Origin of the sequence: Terrilactibacillus laevilacticus (genome assembly GCF_006517395.1) — a bacterium.
In the GTDB taxonomy this organism is placed as follows: Bacteria; Bacillota; Bacilli; order Bacillales; family Sporolactobacillaceae; genus Terrilactibacillus; species Terrilactibacillus laevilacticus.
Genome location: NZ_VDCY01000010.1, coordinates 49,959 through 67,144, shown reverse-complemented (window position 1 = coordinate 67,144; position 17,186 = coordinate 49,959). Strand labels below are relative to the sequence as shown.

13 protein-coding genes are annotated in these 17,186 nt (G+C 36.4%); 4 read left to right on the top strand and 9 right to left on the bottom strand.

What is annotated here, in order from left to right:
• Positions 1-12 precede the first annotated feature (12 nt).
• From FG390_RS11565 to FG390_RS11545, 5 genes are all read right to left on the bottom strand, one after another.
• Complete coding sequence (locus FG390_RS11565) at positions 13-1,242, bottom strand: M20 family metallo-hydrolase (protein WP_141191193.1); 1,230 nt, start codon at positions 1,240-1,242, stop codon at positions 13-15.
• A gap of 102 nt (positions 1,243-1,344) precedes the next feature.
• The gene (locus FG390_RS11560) at positions 1,345-2,103 is read right to left on the bottom strand and encodes an SDR family NAD(P)-dependent oxidoreductase (protein ID WP_141191192.1); all 759 of its coding nucleotides are present in this window, start codon (positions 2,101-2,103) and stop codon (positions 1,345-1,347) included.
• 81 nt (positions 2,104-2,184) lie between these two features.
• Complete coding sequence (locus FG390_RS11555) at positions 2,185-2,841, bottom strand: helix-turn-helix transcriptional regulator (RefSeq protein WP_141191191.1); 657 nt, start codon at positions 2,839-2,841, stop codon at positions 2,185-2,187.
• A 108-nt stretch (positions 2,842-2,949) separates the two neighbouring features.
• Positions 2,950-4,404, bottom strand: a complete 1,455-nt coding sequence (locus FG390_RS11550) for an NCS1 family nucleobase:cation symporter-1 (RefSeq protein WP_141191190.1) — start codon at positions 4,402-4,404, stop codon at positions 2,950-2,952.
• Between the two features lie 658 nt (positions 4,405-5,062).
• Positions 5,063-5,545: a RidA family protein gene (locus FG390_RS11545; protein ID WP_141191189.1), complete on the bottom strand. Its 483-nt coding sequence runs from the start codon at positions 5,543-5,545 to the stop codon at positions 5,063-5,065.
• Positions 5,546-5,865: 320 nt separating this feature from the next.
• Between FG390_RS11545 and FG390_RS11540 the strand changes: the two genes are divergently transcribed.
• The 4 genes from FG390_RS11540 (at position 5,866) to FG390_RS11525 (ending at position 11,290) form a co-directional block, all read left to right on the top strand.
• A complete protein-coding gene (locus FG390_RS11540) occupies positions 5,866-6,420 on the top strand; it encodes a glycerol-3-phosphate responsive antiterminator (RefSeq protein WP_141191188.1) in 555 nt (184 codons plus the stop codon).
• Positions 6,421-6,709: 289 nt separating this feature from the next.
• A complete protein-coding gene (locus FG390_RS11535; RefSeq protein ID WP_141191187.1) occupies positions 6,710-7,546 on the top strand; it encodes an MIP/aquaporin family protein in 837 nt (278 codons plus the stop codon).
• 246 nt (positions 7,547-7,792) lie between these two features.
• Complete coding sequence (glpK, locus tag FG390_RS11530; RefSeq protein WP_141191186.1) at positions 7,793-9,286, top strand: glycerol kinase GlpK; 1,494 nt, start codon at positions 7,793-7,795, stop codon at positions 9,284-9,286.
• 306 nt (positions 9,287-9,592) lie between these two features.
• Positions 9,593-11,290 (top strand): glycerol-3-phosphate dehydrogenase/oxidase, encoded by a 1,698-nt coding sequence (locus FG390_RS11525; protein ID WP_141191185.1) that lies wholly within the window; start codon positions 9,593-9,595, stop codon positions 11,288-11,290.
• Between the two features lie 131 nt (positions 11,291-11,421).
• Here FG390_RS11525 and ade read toward each other — a convergent pair whose 3' ends face one another.
• The 4 genes from ade to FG390_RS11505 all read right to left on the bottom strand — a co-directional run bounded on the left by ade (position 11,422) and on the right by FG390_RS11505 (position 17,038).
• On the bottom strand, positions 11,422-13,182 hold the full coding sequence (gene ade, locus FG390_RS11520) for an adenine deaminase (protein WP_141191184.1): 1,761 nt from the start codon (positions 13,180-13,182) through the stop codon (positions 11,422-11,424).
• Between the two features lie 99 nt (positions 13,183-13,281).
• On the bottom strand, positions 13,282-14,619 hold the full coding sequence (locus tag FG390_RS11515) for an NCS2 family permease (protein WP_141191183.1): 1,338 nt from the start codon (positions 14,617-14,619) through the stop codon (positions 13,282-13,284).
• Positions 14,620-15,000: 381 nt separating this feature from the next.
• Positions 15,001-15,759 (bottom strand): glucosamine-6-phosphate deaminase, encoded by a 759-nt coding sequence (locus FG390_RS11510; RefSeq protein ID WP_141191182.1) that lies wholly within the window; start codon positions 15,757-15,759, stop codon positions 15,001-15,003.
• A gap of 115 nt (positions 15,760-15,874) precedes the next feature.
• Positions 15,875-17,038, bottom strand: a complete 1,164-nt coding sequence (locus FG390_RS11505) for an ROK family protein (RefSeq protein WP_141191181.1) — start codon at positions 17,036-17,038, stop codon at positions 15,875-15,877.
• Between the last annotated feature and the right edge of the window lie 148 nt (positions 17,039-17,186).

The following is a 17,186-nucleotide window of genomic DNA, read 5'->3' as shown; positions in this document are numbered from 1 at the left end:
TAACTTTTTGTATTAGTCACATAAGTAGTGAATCGTAACTTCAGATAGTAGCTGAGTCCCTTTTTCAATATCAGTTGGTGCCGCATACTCATCTGGATTATGACTACCATTTTCCGAGCGAACAAAGACCATGCCTATGTCGGTTATTTCATTCATTAATTGGGCATCATGACCCCCACCACTAGGCATTTTAATGGTTTGAATGCCTAATTTTTCGGCATCATTAAGCATTTGGTCTAGTACATGAGGTGCAGAAAGAGCGGGTTTTACTTTCATACGTGTATTTATTTCATATGCAAGTCCTCTCTTCTGACATACATTTTGGGTCGCAAGCTCTATTTCTTCTAAAATTCCATCTCTTCTTTGTTCATCTAAGTCTCGAACATCGATCACTATTTTTACTTCTCCTGGAACAATATTCACCTGACCAGGTAATAATTCTAGTGTAGATACCGTACCCACTGCAAATTCACCAAATCTATTCGTAATTTTTTCTACTTGTAAAGCCACTTCACTCGCTCCAAGTAAAGCATCATTTCTCATATTCATGGGAGTGGCACCTACATGATTGGCTTCTCCTTTAAAGGTGATATCAATAAGTGATAGACCTGTAATACCTGTTACGATTCCAACAGGTACATTTTTTGAAAACAAAAGAGGCCCTTGTTCTATGTGCATTTCAAGATATAAAGACAAGTCACCCTTTTCACGGATTGCTTGCTCAATATGATCGGCATCAAGTCCAAAGTTTTTTAGTGCTTCTCGTCTTGTAATGCCTTGTTCATCTGTTACTTCTAAATCCTTTTCTTTCAGTTTACCAACCATGGCACGGCTTCCAAAGACACCACCGGATTGAAATCGTGAACCTTCCTCTTCACAAAAAGCAATCACTTCAATACCACGCTTGATATTTATGTTTTCTTCAAAGAGATGTTGAGCAACCTCTATACCACCAATAACACCGATAATTCCATCATATTTACCGCCTTCACGTACAGAATCAATATGTGATCCTAACGCTACAGGAGCTAAGGTTTCATCAGAGCCTTTTCGAAAACCAATGAGGTTTCCTGCATTATCTAGCCGAGTAGACATACCCGCTTCTTGCATCCACGTTGATACGACATCTATGGCTTGTTTATATTCTTTTGTTAGCGCAACTCTTGATACCCCCTGTTCAGTAGGTTCACTAATCTTTGATAACAGCTCAATTCTTTCCATTATTCTGTTAATTGAAATCATGATGATCCTCCTTCCGATGACTTGTTTTATAGCGTAGGTGAAAAAAATATTAATCTATCAAATTAATCAATCAGGATTATATTTGATAGAAAAGGAAAAGTTTTATAACATGACATCCCCCAAATTAGGTCCTAATGTCTGGCCTGTATATAGATTACCATCTGGATCGGATGCCAATAATAAGGCTGTTGGCGCAACCTCTCTTGGATGGCCGAATCTTGGAATAGCCAATTCTGATAGCTTCTTGTCCCTCCAGGCCTCATCTACCTCATTCATTAATTGTGTTTGGATAGGACCAGGGGCAATACAATTGGCGGTAATATTATACTTGCCCACTTCTAATGCTAATGATTTAGTAAATCCAATTACGCCTGCTTTTGCAGCTGCATAATGAGTATGCTCAACACTACCTTTTTGTCCGACCTGTGAAGCGATATTGATAACACGACCACTTTCCGCACTAATCATATGGGGAATCACTTCTTTTGTCGTTAGAAAAACACTTCGTAAATTGACATTAATCATTTGATCCCAAATTTCAGTTGACATATCTGTTAAAAATCTAGGCGTTGAAATGCCTGCACAATTTACTAAAACATCTATTTTTCCAAATTGTTTTATCGTTTGATGGACTAAATGTTGAACATAACCTTCGTTGGAAACATCTCCCTCCATCATAAAAACTTTATTTGAATGTTGTTCTAATTGTCCCTTAAAAATGCCCATTTCAGTTTTATCTTCATTAAAATAACTAATAAATAGGCCAGCTCCTTCTCTTGCAAATAATTGAGCAATACTTCCACCAATACTATCACCTGGAGCAACGCCTGTAATTAAGGCCACTTTATTGAGTAATTTCACAAGGATACCTCCTTTTTTGATTCTAATTGTTTATCATAGCTAGACAGTTAATGCTAAACCGTCTAGCTACTTTATCTAGATTTATTGTTGAGTATTTCTCACTTCATCCAGATAATTATAAAGTGTAAATTTAGATATACCTAAATATGAGCAAACCTTATCACCCGCTTTTTTAATAAGGAAAGCCCCTTTTAGATCCAAATACTTTAAGCATTGCATTTTTTCTGATTTGCTCATCATAGCCACTGGTTTACCAACATGTTCTTGTGCTTCATGGATTAATGTGTCTAAAACATCATTCACGTTATTTACAAATACTTCTTTTACATCCGTTTTTACCTCATCTAAACCGATTAAATTTTTGACTACATTCTCTGCCATCATTAATTCGCTAATATCGAAATTAATACAGATACAACCGATGGGAATATTTCGACTATTCCTGATGAACATCGTCGTTGATTTTAACATTCTTCCATCTTTCGTTTGTGTCAGATAGTTATGTTTATCACCGGCTGCAACCGTCCCTCTAAGAACTTCCAATCCCAAGTTTGTCCCTGAGTCTCCTACTTTTCTGCCAGTAACATGTCCATTTTCGATTGCTACGATTAGTCCACTACCATATATTTCAGGCTGAGTTAAATCTAATAGTGCGACTTCACAACTCTTTCCAAATTGTGCAGCAATTCCTTTTAATAAGGATTTCATCATATTTATTTCTTCGTTAATATGTTCCATATAGTACCTCAATTCGCATAATTTTAGTTATGCAAAGTATAAAACATTTTTTTATTTAGTCAATATATTTTTTAGTTTGAAGGGTACATCAACAACATAAAATTCAATTTACAATGTTTGTCTTTGAATTTCCGAGACATCGGCTTTTTCTATTTTTGTTGACATTAATATTGCATACGCTAAACCACCAAAAGCAATACCCAAAAACCAGTTATAAGCGTATAGTTCACTTAAAGAAGGAATAATGAGACCTGTAAACGCAATAAGCATCCCGATTACTAATGCCAGTATTGCACGTATGTTAAACCCATTAGTATAGGCATACGGTCCATTATAGATATAAAGTCCATTAAGATCATATAATCTTTTTCGCACGATATAAAAATCTACTAACATAATGCCCGCAATAGGCCCCATTGATGCTCCTAAAGCTCCCATAATTGTATCAACCATTGCTGAATTACCATACCAAAGCCATGGTGCAGAAATGATGCCTACAACAATTGCTAACCAACCTGCCCTGCTAAAATTAAGTTTGTTCGGGAATAAAGCAGCTAAATCAAATCCAACTGATACGGCATTTGTTGCTAGATTACAAGAAATGGCTGCTGCAAACACCAGAATTGCACCTATTAAAACAATAATTGGATTATTAAATCTCATTAATAACTGCAAGGGATCTGAAATTGCATGACCATAAACAAGAACAGTACCAATAGTTACTAAAAGACCTACACATGAAAAGAACAAAAAAGATATAGGGATACCAATAAACTGACCCACTAATTGATCTTTACTACTTTTTGCAAAACGTGTTAAATCAGGATTATTAACAATGAGTGTAGCCATTGAACCTATCAAACCTGATATAGATAGGAAATATTGACTCCAGAATTTTGCTCCAGTTAAAGTGGCCTCATGTGTTACAATAGGTTTTAAACCCGATGTACTAAGTGCCCAACAAAGTAATCCTAAAGAAAATATCATAATTAACGGTCCTGCCCACACTTCAAAACGTCTGATACGTTCAATACCATGAGTGACCATGTAGACGTGAATTAATACGCAAATAACATAAGAAATAAAATAATCTAGGCTCATCCCAATGACATGGTGGTCTGCAAGAGAAGTCCACCAAGGGAATATGGCACCCAATCCAGCTTGGATGGCTTCACCACCAATCCAGAGAAAAACACCAAACCAAAAGATACCTAAGAAACCACGGATTAATATGGGTATTTTTGAGCCCTTGTAACCAAAAGCAGCACGAATGATAACAGGAAAAGGTAAACCATATTTTGATCCCGATATACTATTTAGAATAATAGCTACATAGACTACTCCATAAGCAATAAGGACAGCTGACATCGCCTGCCAAAAACTCATTCCTTCTCCAATCATACCTGCCGCTAACACCCACGCTGGTACGTTATGTGCGATACCCATCCAGAGCGTACTGAAACTCCACCAACTCCAATTTCTCTTTTCGGATGGAGTTGGTACGAGGTCATCGTTATATAATCCCTTATCCCATTTTTTCATATTTACTTTCACTTCGGTCATTGATTAATCCTCCTTTAACCTGTTTAATATTTAGATTTAGATTGTGTACTGATAGAGGATGTTCAAAAAGTCACCAAATGATAAGCTACGAATCTCGGCGTTGGCTTGTTTTTCCGGTCCTCATGTAGTAAAAACCTACATTCCGGTCCTCAAAACAGCGCCGCCTTGATCTTCTTGCTTCTAATTTGTCACCTTTTTAAACACGCACTGATAATTTTTTTATATATTTTTTTCAGACACTTCACACCGACATATTTCAAACCACAGATATAGTTTATATCTAGCAAGAAATACTTTTTATAAAAATCTAAATTTTATTGCAAGGAAAAAAGGATACGATTAGCATTAAAAAAACAAAGGTAGATTACCTGTTTTTTATGTGAATGTTTGAAATCACTCCCTAGAATATAATTTTTGATCATAAAATCAACATTTTCTTCAAAAAATATTTTAGATAACAAAAATATTTTTTATATTTACTGACATTTTAAAATATTGTTTTTGATAAGTCAATCTTTTTTTAAAATTTTGACTTATTTTTAGATAAGTATTGATGATTACGAAAAGACACACACCTATATCAAAAGTCGAATCAATCTTCTTATCATAAAGATTGATTCGACACTCTTCTCTCATAAAATCATATTAAAAAAACACGTTATTTAACTTCAACAATCATTTCAATTTCAACTGGTGTGTTAAACGGTAGTTCATTGGAGGAAATTGCCGAACGAGCATGTTTTCCCTTTTCTCCAAAGACGGTTTCAAGAAGTTCAGAGGCACCATTTATGACATATGGCTGTTCAACAAAGCCTGGAGCACTATTGACAAACCCAAGAACCTTTACAATCTTAGAGATGTTGTCTAGATTACCGACTTGTTTTTTTAGAACCGCCAAACAATTTATCATACTTTGTCGGGCTGCTTCATAGCCTTGTTCAACTGTTAAATCTTGACCAACCTTCCCTTCATAAATCAACCTTCCGTTTTGTCTACAATCTTGTCCAGATGTATAAACTAAATTACCTGTTTGTTGGGCAGGAATAAAAGCCGCAACAGGTTTAGCTACCTCTGGTAAGGTAACCCCTAATTCTTTCAACTTATTCTCTACTTGTCCATTTCTATTTTCTACTTGTTCCATTTTTTTCTCCTCCTAATGCCTATAATTTTCTACGATATGTCTTTGATTATAATCCTTAATAATTAGACAAATCATAAAATTCTTTCTGCAATAATTCTAAAAAATATTTTTTTGATTGTCAACAAATTATTTTTTATGTAGTATTTTTTTTTGTTTGATAGCAACTTATATATAAAAGATTAATCTAGCCAATCTCTCTTCTTACTAATTTTAAGGTGACAGTCACAAATTATAAGGCTATACTTTTTAAAGATAAGGTTGGTTTAAATGAAGTATTCTAAATTGACAGCGCTGTCATTAATTTGATAGGAGGAAAAAACATGTTTAACGAAAACCACATCATCCTACCCGCAGTAAATAAGATGAAAGATTTTGAGAAGCTGATGCGCATGCCGCTAGATTACATCGTCGTGCTCGACACTCATATCGCCCAATTACAAGCCATGATAAAAATGGCAAAGCATCATAACAAAAAAGTCTTGCTTCATGCTGATTTAGTGAATGGACTAAAGCATGATGAATATGCGGCTGAATTCATTTGTCAGTATATCCGTCCATATGGTGTCATTTCGACTAGAGGTACCATGCTTACTGTGGCTAAAAAAAGAGGATTGATGACGGTTCAGCGCTTCTTTTTACTAGATTCATTGGCACTGGAGACGAGTTATCGAACGTTTGAGAAAGTGAATCCCGATATGATTGAGGTATTACCTGGGCTTGTGCCTAAAATGATAAAAGCAATCAGGCAAAAGACAGGACGTCCAATCATTGCTGGAGGTTTAATACATACAAAAGAAGACATTCAAAATGCCTTTGACGCAGGTGCGACAGCTGTTTCAACATCAGATAAAACACTATGGCATCCCGCTCATTAAAAAGTGATGATCGCCCGCGGGCATACGAAGGCTAGGTCCTCCAAATAGTCACTCTGTTTTCTAACATACAATGTATCCCGCTATAAAAAGTCAAGTGACAAATTTTAAAACTTTTCTATTGACAACGCTTACATTACTGAGCTATCATGAGGTTAAGTTAATAAAATGTGAATTTTGAGAAATGAGCTCACAGCGTTACCTGTTTAAAGGTCTATTCCCTTTGAACGAAACTGTTGTGAGTTTTTTTCATGCTTGGGCAAGTTCATCGATGTTCATAGGGGGGAACAACATGTCAGCATACTTAGCAGAATGTGTTGGTACGATGATTCTCATTATTCTCGGAGGCGGCGTTTGTGCTGGTGTCTCTTTAAAACATTCTTTCGCTAAAGGTTCAGACTGGATTGTGATTGGATTTGGTTGGGGCCTTGCCGTAACAATGGGTGTTTATGCCGTGGGATCCATCAGTGGTGCCCATCTTAATCCAGCCGTTACTTTAAGTTTCGCGTTAATCGGACAATTTGCTTGGGCCAAAGTACCGGGCTATCTCCTAGCTCAATTGATCGGGGGATTTCTTGGTGCATGCATTGTCTATCTACATTATTTGCCCCATTGGCGTGCGACGAGAGAACCTGAGGTCAAGCTCTCTGTCTTCTCCACTGGGCCTGCCATCCCGCAAACTTTTTCTAACCTACTCAGTGAGATCATTGGAACTTTTGTCTTAGTCCTTGGCTTGTTGACCATCGGAGCGAATAAATTTACTGAAGGTTTAAATCCTTTGATTGTTGGCTTTCTAATTATAAGTATTGGACTATCTCTTGGAGGAACCACCGGTTATGCCATTAATCCTGCCCGTGATCTAGGGCCGAGACTCGCTCATGCCCTTCTGCCTATCGCCGGGAAAGGCCAATCAAATTGGCCATATGCTTGGATTCCTGTTGTAGGTCCACTTTTAGGCGGAAGCTTTGGGGCCTTATTCTATCAAAACGTATTTTTAAGAAAGACCTCCTTATTATTTTGGATTGTCGGCTGCCTTCTTCTTATCATTATCATCGCAGCTTATGTAATAGAGAAAAAACGAGGCACACGCATGGATACGGCTAAAAACAGTCATTCACATTCTTTATAAGAAGTTGTTCAAAAAGTCACCAAATGATAAGCTACGAATCTCGGTCGCCCGCTTGTTTTTCCGGTCCTCATGTAGCAAAAACCTACATTCCGGTCCTCAAAACAGCGCCGCCTTGATCTACCGACGCCCAGGACGGGCTAGTACTGGCGTTCTGGCAGGATGCCAGCGTACTTAGCCAGTAACCCTTTTCGTTTGTCACCTTTTTGAACACACACTATAATTTAAATTTCGGGGGAGTGAATACACATGAAAAAGAAATATATATTATCGATTGACCAAGGCACCACGAGTTCAAGAGCGATCATTTTTGATCATGAAGGTCATGTCATTCAAGAAGCACAGAGAGAATTTAAACAACTTTTTCCAAATCCAGGATGGGTTGAACACGATGCCAATGAGATTTGGTCTTCCGTGATCGCTGTCATGGCTGAGGCCATGTCCACTAGTGAGGTATCACCAAAAGATATTGCAGGGATCGGAATCACGAACCAACGTGAAACCGCCGTGGTTTGGGATAAAACGACAGGTCATCCTGTTTATCATGCGATTGTATGGCAATCTAGGCAGACGTCAGACATTTGCCAAGAATTAAGATCTCAAGGACACGAAGATCTTTTTAAAAAGAAAACGGGCTTACTTTTAGACCCCTATTTCTCTGGTACAAAGGTCAAATGGATTTTGGATCATGTCAAAGGCGTAAGGGAGCGGGCAGAAAAAGGAGATCTCCTATTTGGAACAATTGATACATGGCTCATATGGAAACTGTCTGGAGGCAAAGTCCATGTGACCGACTATTCCAATGCGTCAAGAACCTTAATGTACAATATCTATGACTTGACGTGGGATGACGAGTTGCTCGACATTTTAACCATTCCTAAACAAATGCTTCCAGAGGTCAAATCATCATCGGAAATCTACGCCAAAACGGTCAATTACCATTTCTTCGGGGAAGAGGTCCCTATCAGTGGGATTGCTGGAGATCAGAACTCTGCCCTGTTTGGTCAGGCCTGTTATGAAAAAGGGATGGCAAAGAATACGTATGGCACAGGATGCTTTATGCTCATGAACACGGGAGAAAATCCTGTTCAAAGCGAAAATGGTTTACTTACAACCATTGCCTGGGGCATTGATGGCAAGGTTGAGTATGCTCTAGAAGGAAGTATTTTTGTTGCGGGCTCAGCCATTCAGTGGTTAAGAGATGGCCTTCGTATGATTAAAACAGCTCCTGAAAGTGAAGACTACGCATCAAAAATCCAATCAACGGATGGAGTTTACTTTGTTCCTGCCTTTGTAGGCCTGGGAACACCTTATTGGGATACAGATGCACGAGGGGCCATTTTTGGTTTAACTCGTGGAACGACAAAGGAGCATTTTATTCGCGCGGCTCTCGAAGCACTTGCTTACCAAACAAAAGACGTGTTAAACACCATGGAAAAAGATTCAGGCATTCAAGTCAAACAACTCCGAGTGGATGGCGGTGCCTCCCTTAACAATTTCCTGATGCAATTCCAAAGCGATATCTTGAATGTTCCAGTCGAAAGACCAGAGATTAATGAAACAACAGCGCTTGGAGCCGCCTATTTAGCAGGCCTTTCCGTTGGATTCTGGTCTGATCGAAAAGAAATTGCCGACCAATGGAAAATTGCAAAATCCTTCACAGCCACCTTAACGGACACTGAAAGAGAGCAATTATACACTGGGTGGCAAAAAGCGGTTCAGGCAACACGCGTGTTTAAGTAAAATAACTCATTTGGCTCCACTGCAATAAATAATATGTCAAGACGACCTTTCACCTTTCTCTTTTATTGCAATTATGTACCTTTCGGCATGGTAGATTAGTCTAAAATTAACAAATCCTAGGTAAAAAATTTATCATGTGACGCAAAACGGTTGTGACATTTTACACAATCAACTATACTATAATTACAAGTTAATATCGGTCAAGGATAATGAGAGACTACAATGCACGATGAAGAGTTAACACTTTTTCATGGCATATTTGTGGTCTCTTTTTTCTTATTAAAATAAATCACGAGGTGACGAGATATGGCATTTTCAGCGTTCCAACGTTCAGATTTTTTAAAACAAATGGCAAGTCAAAAATTGGATTTATTAGTGATTGGCGGCGGCATTACAGGTGCAGGGATTGCTTTAGATGCCAGTGTTAGAGGCCTTCATACTTGCGTCATTGAAATGCAGGACTTTGCAGCAGGAACGTCAAGTCGTTCGACCAAACTCGTTCATGGCGGTCTGCGCTATTTGAAACAATTCGAAGTCAAGCTTGTTGCAGAAGTGGGAAAAGAAAGAGCCATTGTCTATGAAAATGCACCCCACGTGACGACACCAGAATGGATGCTGCTTCCTTTATATAAAGGCGGAACGTTTGGTAAATTCACAACATCGATCGGACTCAGAGTCTATGATTTTCTAGCCGGTGTCAAACACAGTGAACGCCGATCGATGTTAAGCAAAAAACAAACGTTAGAGAAAGAGCCTCTTCTCGACCCTAATAGCTTAAAGGGCGGCGGATACTACGTTGAATACCGAACGGATGATGCAAGATTAACCATCGAAGTCATGAAAGAAGCCGTCAGCAAAGGAGCTAAAGCGGTAAATTATGCCAAAGCTGAAGATTTAATCTATGACGGTGATCACAAATTAATTGGCGTGAAGGTTATTGATCAAATCACAAACGAAAGTTATCCTATCTATGCTAAAAAAATTGTTAACGCCACAGGACCTTGGGTCGACACACTAAGAGAAAAAGACCACTCAAAAAACAACAAACATTTACACCTAACAAAAGGGATTCACATTGTGATTGACGGCGAACGTTTTCCTATGAAACAAGCCATCTATTTTGATACAACCAATGGGGATAAACGGATGATCTTTGCGATCCCCCGTGATGGAAAAGTGTATATTGGGACGACAGACACCACTTACACCGATGATCCCATTAATCCACGCATGACAGTTGAAGATCGGGATTATTTACTCGAAGCCATAAATGGCATGTTTCCAAGCGCAAAATTGACGCCATCTGACGTTGAATCAAGCTGGGCAGGCGTTAGACCACTCATTCATGAAGAAGGAAAATCACCTTCTGAAATTTCGCGTAAAGATGAAATCTTCTTATCAGATTCTGGACTCATTACCATTGCTGGCGGAAAATTAACAGGTTACCGAAAAATGGCTGAACGTGTGGTTGACCTCGTTGCAAGTGAACTCGAACAAGAAACAGGAACCCATTATCCAGCAAGTACAACGAAAAAAGTCAAGCTTAGCGGAGGACACGTCAATGGTTCTGCTCATTTTCCTAAATATATAGAAGAAAAAGTGAAAGAAGGTGTAAACCTAGGATTATCTTCTGATCAATCTGAGGCACTCGTAAAACGATATGGTTCAAATATCGAAGCACTATATGACATCATTAGAACAGACATAAACGAAGCTCAAAACTATCAACTACCTCTCGATATTTACGCTACGATTAAATATAGTATTGAACATGAAATGACAGCAAAACCCGTCGATTACTTCAATCGACGAACCGGTTCAACTCTATTCTCCATCGAATGGGCTAAAAAATGGAAATCACCGATCATTGACTACATGGCGGATGTATTCAAATGGAGTGATGACGAGAAACATACCTATACACTAGAATTAGAAAAAGCTTTTGAGGAAGCTGTGGAGGCGGAAACAGCAAAAGTAAGGGAGGAATTAAGTAAGGTGGAATGATTATTTAAATGATGTATAAATATGCCCTAAGGTTAGATTCAAATATTTTCTACCTTAGGGCTTAACTTATTTTAAATTTCGTTGATTTTTTCAATTAAAAGTTTTTTTATCTCAATTAACCCAATAATCTCTTATTCCACTAATAATGGAACAAATTCCTGAACATTTACATCTACTAAACCAATGTCTGTCATTCTCGCATTTGGAATAACAGCTAGAGTAATTGGGATAAGTCTAGATATGGGATTATTATCAGGCATAATTGTTTCATTTAATGTTCTTTCAAACAAATCAATTTTCGGGGTTAAATCATATGCTGATTCTAAACTCATAAGTCCGGCCAACGGTAAAGGCAACTCAGCTATTATTTTACCTTTTTCAACAGCTACCATACCGCCATTCAATTCTTTAATACGTTTTGCGGCTATTACCATATCCTTCTTATTGCTACCTAACACAACCAAATTATGGCAATCATGAGCAATTGTCGTTGCTATAGCGCCTCCTATAATCCCAAATCCCGAAAGAACACCAATAGCTTGATTATTGTTTCTTCCATGCCGATGGAATACTCCAATGTAAATAAGAGGATCTTTGGTTCCCTTATCTTGTTCTAAACTAACTTCTCCGTTTTCTACTGGAACTGATACTTTTATAAAGTTTGTAATATTATTTGAATAATCAATGACATTTATTTTAATCTCTTTTGCTGCCGGATCATTCACTTTTATAGAAAAATCTTTCTCGCTAATTTCAGGAATATTGACAGTTTGCAAAAATTCTTGAGGAGGTTCTATTTTAGTCTGTTCTACCTGGAGTTTTCCCTTTTCTACAATGTGCTTACCGGATGTAAAGACATCAGAGATCATCATAGACTCTAAATCATCCAACAATACTATATCGGCAATTCTCCCAGGTGAAATTGCCCCTAAATCTGACCTACTTAATCTTTGGGCTGCATTAATAGTACCAAATCTTATAGCGTTAACTGGGTCTATTCCCTCTTTAATTAATTGCCGAATAACATGACTGATTGTGCCTCTTCTAATTAAATCACTTGCCTTTACATCATCTGAGCAGAGGGTTACATTAGGTACATAATCTTTATCATTAATAGCTTTAGCTAAATCATTAACATTCATTGAAAATGAACTTTCCCTTATTTCTACATACATTCCTGATCTAATTCTTTCAATTGCTTCTTCAGTTGTTCTACATTCATGATCGGAGTCTATCCCAGCAACTATATATGCAGATAAGTCTCTACCCATAACAAATGGTGCATGCCCCTGTATAGTTTTGCCGGTTTTTTTAGCTGCCTCTACTATTTTTAACATTCGATCATCTTGTTCAATCACACCCACGTAATTCATCACTTCTGCCAATCCAGCTATATTCTCCCACTGAATCAGTTTTTGCACTACATCAGGAGTAAAATCTGCCCCAGTAGTTTCTACACCTGGAGCTGATGGTACACATGAAGGTAAAAATGTAAGAATTCTCAAGTCTAAATCTTTACTAGCTTCAATCATAAATTCTATACCTTTTTCTCCTAATACATTTCCAATTTCATGGGGATCAGTCACAATAGTAGTCGTTCCATGTGGAAGGATTGCCTCCGCATAGGCACCAGGTGTAATCATACTACTTTCAATATGAAGATGTGTATCAATCAATCCTGGAATAGCATACTTACCTTTACCATCAACAACTTCCTTTGCTTTTAGATCTTCTTTTCCAGTATGATCAACATGTACGATTTTATCTTGGTAAATCCCAATATTCGCTGGATATATTTCCCCACTAAATACATTTACTAGTTTAATATTTTCTATGGCTAAATCTATCGTTATGTCACCTTTTGCTGCTGAAATATATAAATTTTTATCCATTCAAAATTCCCTCCAATTATATCTAAGTATATGATTATGGCGAATCATAGTATTTTTACTAATGACATCACTTAATAACCATCCTAGAATTCTCTTTTATTATGCTAAAGTTAAATAATAGACAAGAGGAATAGCTAGAAAATACAAACCAATTGGAATTTCTTTAATCTTTCCAGCTATAAGCTTAGTGGTTATATAAGTTAAAACTCCAAATACTATTCCATCAGCAAGATTATTTGAGAAACCAGTAATTAGTAACATAATAAAAGCTGGAGCAAGTTCATCCAATTTATCATATTCTAATTCTTTTAACGTTGAAAGCATTGATAGGCCGATAACAATTAAGGCTGGCGCTGTAGCAATACCGGGAACCATTAAAAATAAAGGCGTTAAAAGGAGACTAATTAGAAAAAAGAATCCAACAGATATTGAAGTTAAACCCGTTCTCCCTCCTGCTTCTACACCACTAGCAGATTCGACATAAGTGGCAACTGTCGTTACTCCCATTAATCCACCACCGATTGTTGCAATTGAATCAACTAGAAAGGGTTTTTGTATATTAGGTAAATTCCCATTTTTATCGAGCAGTCCCGCTTTTCCAGAAACCCCTAATACTGTTCCTAATGTAGAAAAAAATTCTCCTGCGAAAAAAGAAAACATGAGTGGAAAAAAGGATAACTTTAACGCTGAAAGCCAATCCACTTGGAAAATAATACTTGATGGATTTGGTGGCAGTTGTATTAACGAGTGAGGAACCTTGGTAATTCCAAATGGAATACCTAATAGTGTTACTATAGCTATACCAATAAGAATAGCTACTTTAACTTTTCTTACCATTAATCCTAAAATAACTATGACTCCGATAAGTGAGAGAAGGACATTTACACTATTTATATCCCCTAAAGTTAAGCCGCTTTTTTGAGCATTTACGACAATTATCCCTGATTGTGAGAATCCAAGTAATGCAATGAACATACCTACTGCAGCACCAATTGATATCTTTAAACTCTTAGGTATAGAGTTCACAATTGCCTCACGGATTCCAAATAGAGTCAATATTAAGAAGGCAACCCCTGCTATGAATACCATTCCTAATGCAGTCTGCCATGTAGCTAATCCACCTGCAACAATAGTCACCGCAAAAAATGCATTCCCTCCCATTCCAGGTGCCATACCAAATGGTAGGTTAGCATATAACCCCATAAGAATTGAAGATAATGCAGAAATTAATATGGTTGCGACCATGACTGCACCTATCGGCATACCTGACTGGGCTATGATATTTGGATTAACTATTATAATATAAGACATAGTAATAAACGTCGTTAGCCCAGCGATTATCTCAGTCCTTAAATTTGTATTAAGTTTTCTTAAATTGAAATACCTGTCCAAAAAACCTTCTCTTTGGATATCCTCTGACACCTGTAAGTTTTCCATATTATATCTCCTTTTTGACATGAATTTTTATCCCGTAACTGTCTAAGAAGTATGTACTAAGGTGAATTAATTATTATATTGTCTACCTTTTCAGTAATAAATATCTATTAAATTATTAATTTACCACTTTTTTGACTTACTAAGTGCAATAAGAATTTAATCTAGCCCTAACAAAATTGTTTTTTTGTACTTTTTTTTTTTGATATTGTACACATTATATATCTGACTATTTTCAGAACAATTAGTTGCATTATTCTATTATATTTTTCCGAATTTATAAATATGGCCGAATATACAGACATTTTATTTCGCATCGTTTGACATAAATAACTATCAGAACTTATATCCATATCTATACAATCCATATCAAACATCATTTGATCAAGGCTTCAAAACAGGTGGGTTATGATAGTCCTTTTCTAACAGTGATGCTGCTGCGTAGTCTATGATAAATGTAACGTTTGGATGTGCTCTTAAGATAGAAGCCGGACAGTTTACATTGATAGGTCCTTCAAGTGCGGCTTTAACTGCCTTAGCTTTCCTCTCACCTGAAGCAGTCAAAAGTATTTCTTTTGCTTCCATGATATCAGCCAAACCTAATGTAAACATTTTAGTTGGAGCTTCTTTACGAGATAAATGATGGTATCTAATTGTACTCTCAATTGTAGATTCTTCACTATCGGCACAAAATAAGCGAGAATTAAAGGATGTCCCTGGTTCATTAGCACCTAAATGTCCGTTAACCCCTAATCCCAGGATCTGTAAATCTCTCGGAAATTTTTTCAATACCTCATTATAACGGATTATTTCTGATTGTAGGTCTGATACACTACCGTCTAATAATTCCACCAATTTAGGTTGTGTCTTAATCCGGCTATAAAATTTCTCCTGCATATACGTATAGACTGTAAAAGATTTATCTCTATCAGCTATATACTCATCTAAATTCATAACAATTGCATTCTTTATAGAAAGCTTGTTATTATTAATGGATTCAACTAACAAATTAAAAACATCATCATAACTTGCTCCGGTTGTTGTATTAATAACAGCATTCTCATTTTTGTTTATGACATTAAAAATAACATTGAAGGCTTGTTTAGACATTTCTTCATAATCTTTTGTTTGTATAACACGCATATAGGTAATTCTCCCATTATAGTTAAGTATTTTTAATCTTCATTAGATTTTTATTTTTGATGAAACGGATTTATTATTTAGTTCACGCATGGATAAATTGAATATTCTGACAAAGTTATTTGAATGTTTCAAATGTAGGTCTTAAATATTCATTTAAAACAAGAGCACTTGCTCCGATAACACTGCTATTTTTACCAATTTTTGGTTTTATTATTTTAAATGAATCCTTTAAAGGATACCAGACATATTCATTAGATACATCTTCAACCCCATCTATGAGCTCTGGAAATTGTTGAATCATTGGTCCTGCCAGTAAAATAGCTTCAGGGTTATACATACTAACAATATTAGATATGGCTATTCCTAAATAGTCCCTTGCTCTTTTTATAATTCTTATAGCGCTGTATTCTCCTTTATGATAATCCGTATAAATTTCTTGAATTGAAATTTGCATTTGCTTTTCTAGTTCTGATGAGCAAATGAATGTTTGAAGACAACCTAATCTCCCACAATCACACATGGCCCCATGGGGATCTAGGGTAATATGTCCAATTTCCCCAAGTGTATTACGATGGCCTCTTAATATCTCACCATTAATCATAACAGCACTGCCAACTCCACTACCAATATAAAGACAAACAGAATTACCATATTCCCTCATATTTCCAAAAAGACTCTCAGCCAATAATACTGCTCTAACATCATTATCCACGTACACTACAAAATCCAATTTCTGTTCAAGATAGGCCCTAACTTGAACGTTTTTCCAATGGAACTGAGGAACCATAAGAACTTCTCCATCCGGCCATGAAATTGGGCCAGGAATACTAACACCTATAGCCATTATTTTTTCAACAACTTTTGGATCAGCACGGTTAATTATGTCTAAAGTACTATACACTATTTGATCAAGCACATTTTCTGCTTTTTGTTTCATGTCACAAACTATGTTTCTTTGTTCAATTACCTCTCCATTTAAAGTTACAATAGCAATTTGAGCTGAATTTAAATCGATATTGATACCGATTACGTAAGAACCTTCTGGATTAATCTCTAATAGTGTAGCGCTTTTTCCTACCACCCCTTTCAATTTTCCTACTTCAATAACTAACTTATCTTCAATTAATTGCTTAACAATCTTTCCTACACTTGTATTACTCATTTGAGTAATTTTAGCTAACTGAGCTCTAGAAATTTGTTTCCTTTTTTGAATTAAACTAAGAAGCAAAAAGTAATGGTATTTTCGAATAGAATTTTTATATTTCAGATTATAAGACATTAAGCCACTTCCATATTATTAAACTAAATTTAGTTATACATATTATTATCTTGCTTTTTTAAAGTTATTTTTAATTATTACTATTTATTAGGCTGAATTAATAACCTAAGTTTAATAATTATTATATTATTTTTTTAAAAATTTTCAA

What these genes read in the sequence shown, in the direction of transcription:
- FG390_RS11565 (WP_141191193.1), bottom strand. Translation starts at nt 1,242, where the DNA reads ATGATTTCAATTAACAGAATAATGGAAAGAATTGAGCTGTTATCAAAG.
- FG390_RS11555 (WP_141191191.1), bottom strand. Translation starts at nt 2,841, where the DNA reads ATGGAACATATTAACGAAGAAATAAATATGATGAAATCCTTATTAAAA.
- FG390_RS11550 (WP_141191190.1), bottom strand. Translation starts at nt 4,404, where the DNA reads ATGACCGAAGTGAAAGTAAATATGAAAAAATGGGATAAGGGATTATAT.
- FG390_RS11545 (WP_141191189.1), bottom strand. Translation starts at nt 5,545, where the DNA reads ATGGAACAAGTAGAAAATAGAAATGGACAAGTAGAGAATAAGTTGAAA.
- FG390_RS11540 (WP_141191188.1), top strand. Translation starts at nt 5,866, where the DNA reads ATGTTTAACGAAAACCACATCATCCTACCCGCAGTAAATAAGATGAAA.
- FG390_RS11535 (WP_141191187.1), top strand. Translation starts at nt 6,710, where the DNA reads ATGTCAGCATACTTAGCAGAATGTGTTGGTACGATGATTCTCATTATT.
- glpK (WP_141191186.1), top strand. Translation starts at nt 7,793, where the DNA reads ATGAAAAAGAAATATATATTATCGATTGACCAAGGCACCACGAGTTCA.
- FG390_RS11525 (WP_141191185.1), top strand. Translation starts at nt 9,593, where the DNA reads ATGGCATTTTCAGCGTTCCAACGTTCAGATTTTTTAAAACAAATGGCA.
- ade (WP_141191184.1), bottom strand. Translation starts at nt 13,182, where the DNA reads ATGGATAAAAATTTATATATTTCAGCAGCAAAAGGTGACATAACGATA.
- FG390_RS11515 (WP_141191183.1), bottom strand. Translation starts at nt 14,619, where the DNA reads ATGGAAAACTTACAGGTGTCAGAGGATATCCAAAGAGAAGGTTTTTTG.
- FG390_RS11510 (WP_141191182.1), bottom strand. Translation starts at nt 15,759, where the DNA reads ATGCGTGTTATACAAACAAAAGATTATGAAGAAATGTCTAAACAAGCC.
- FG390_RS11505 (WP_141191181.1), bottom strand. Translation starts at nt 17,038, where the DNA reads ATGTCTTATAATCTGAAATATAAAAATTCTATTCGAAAATACCATTAC.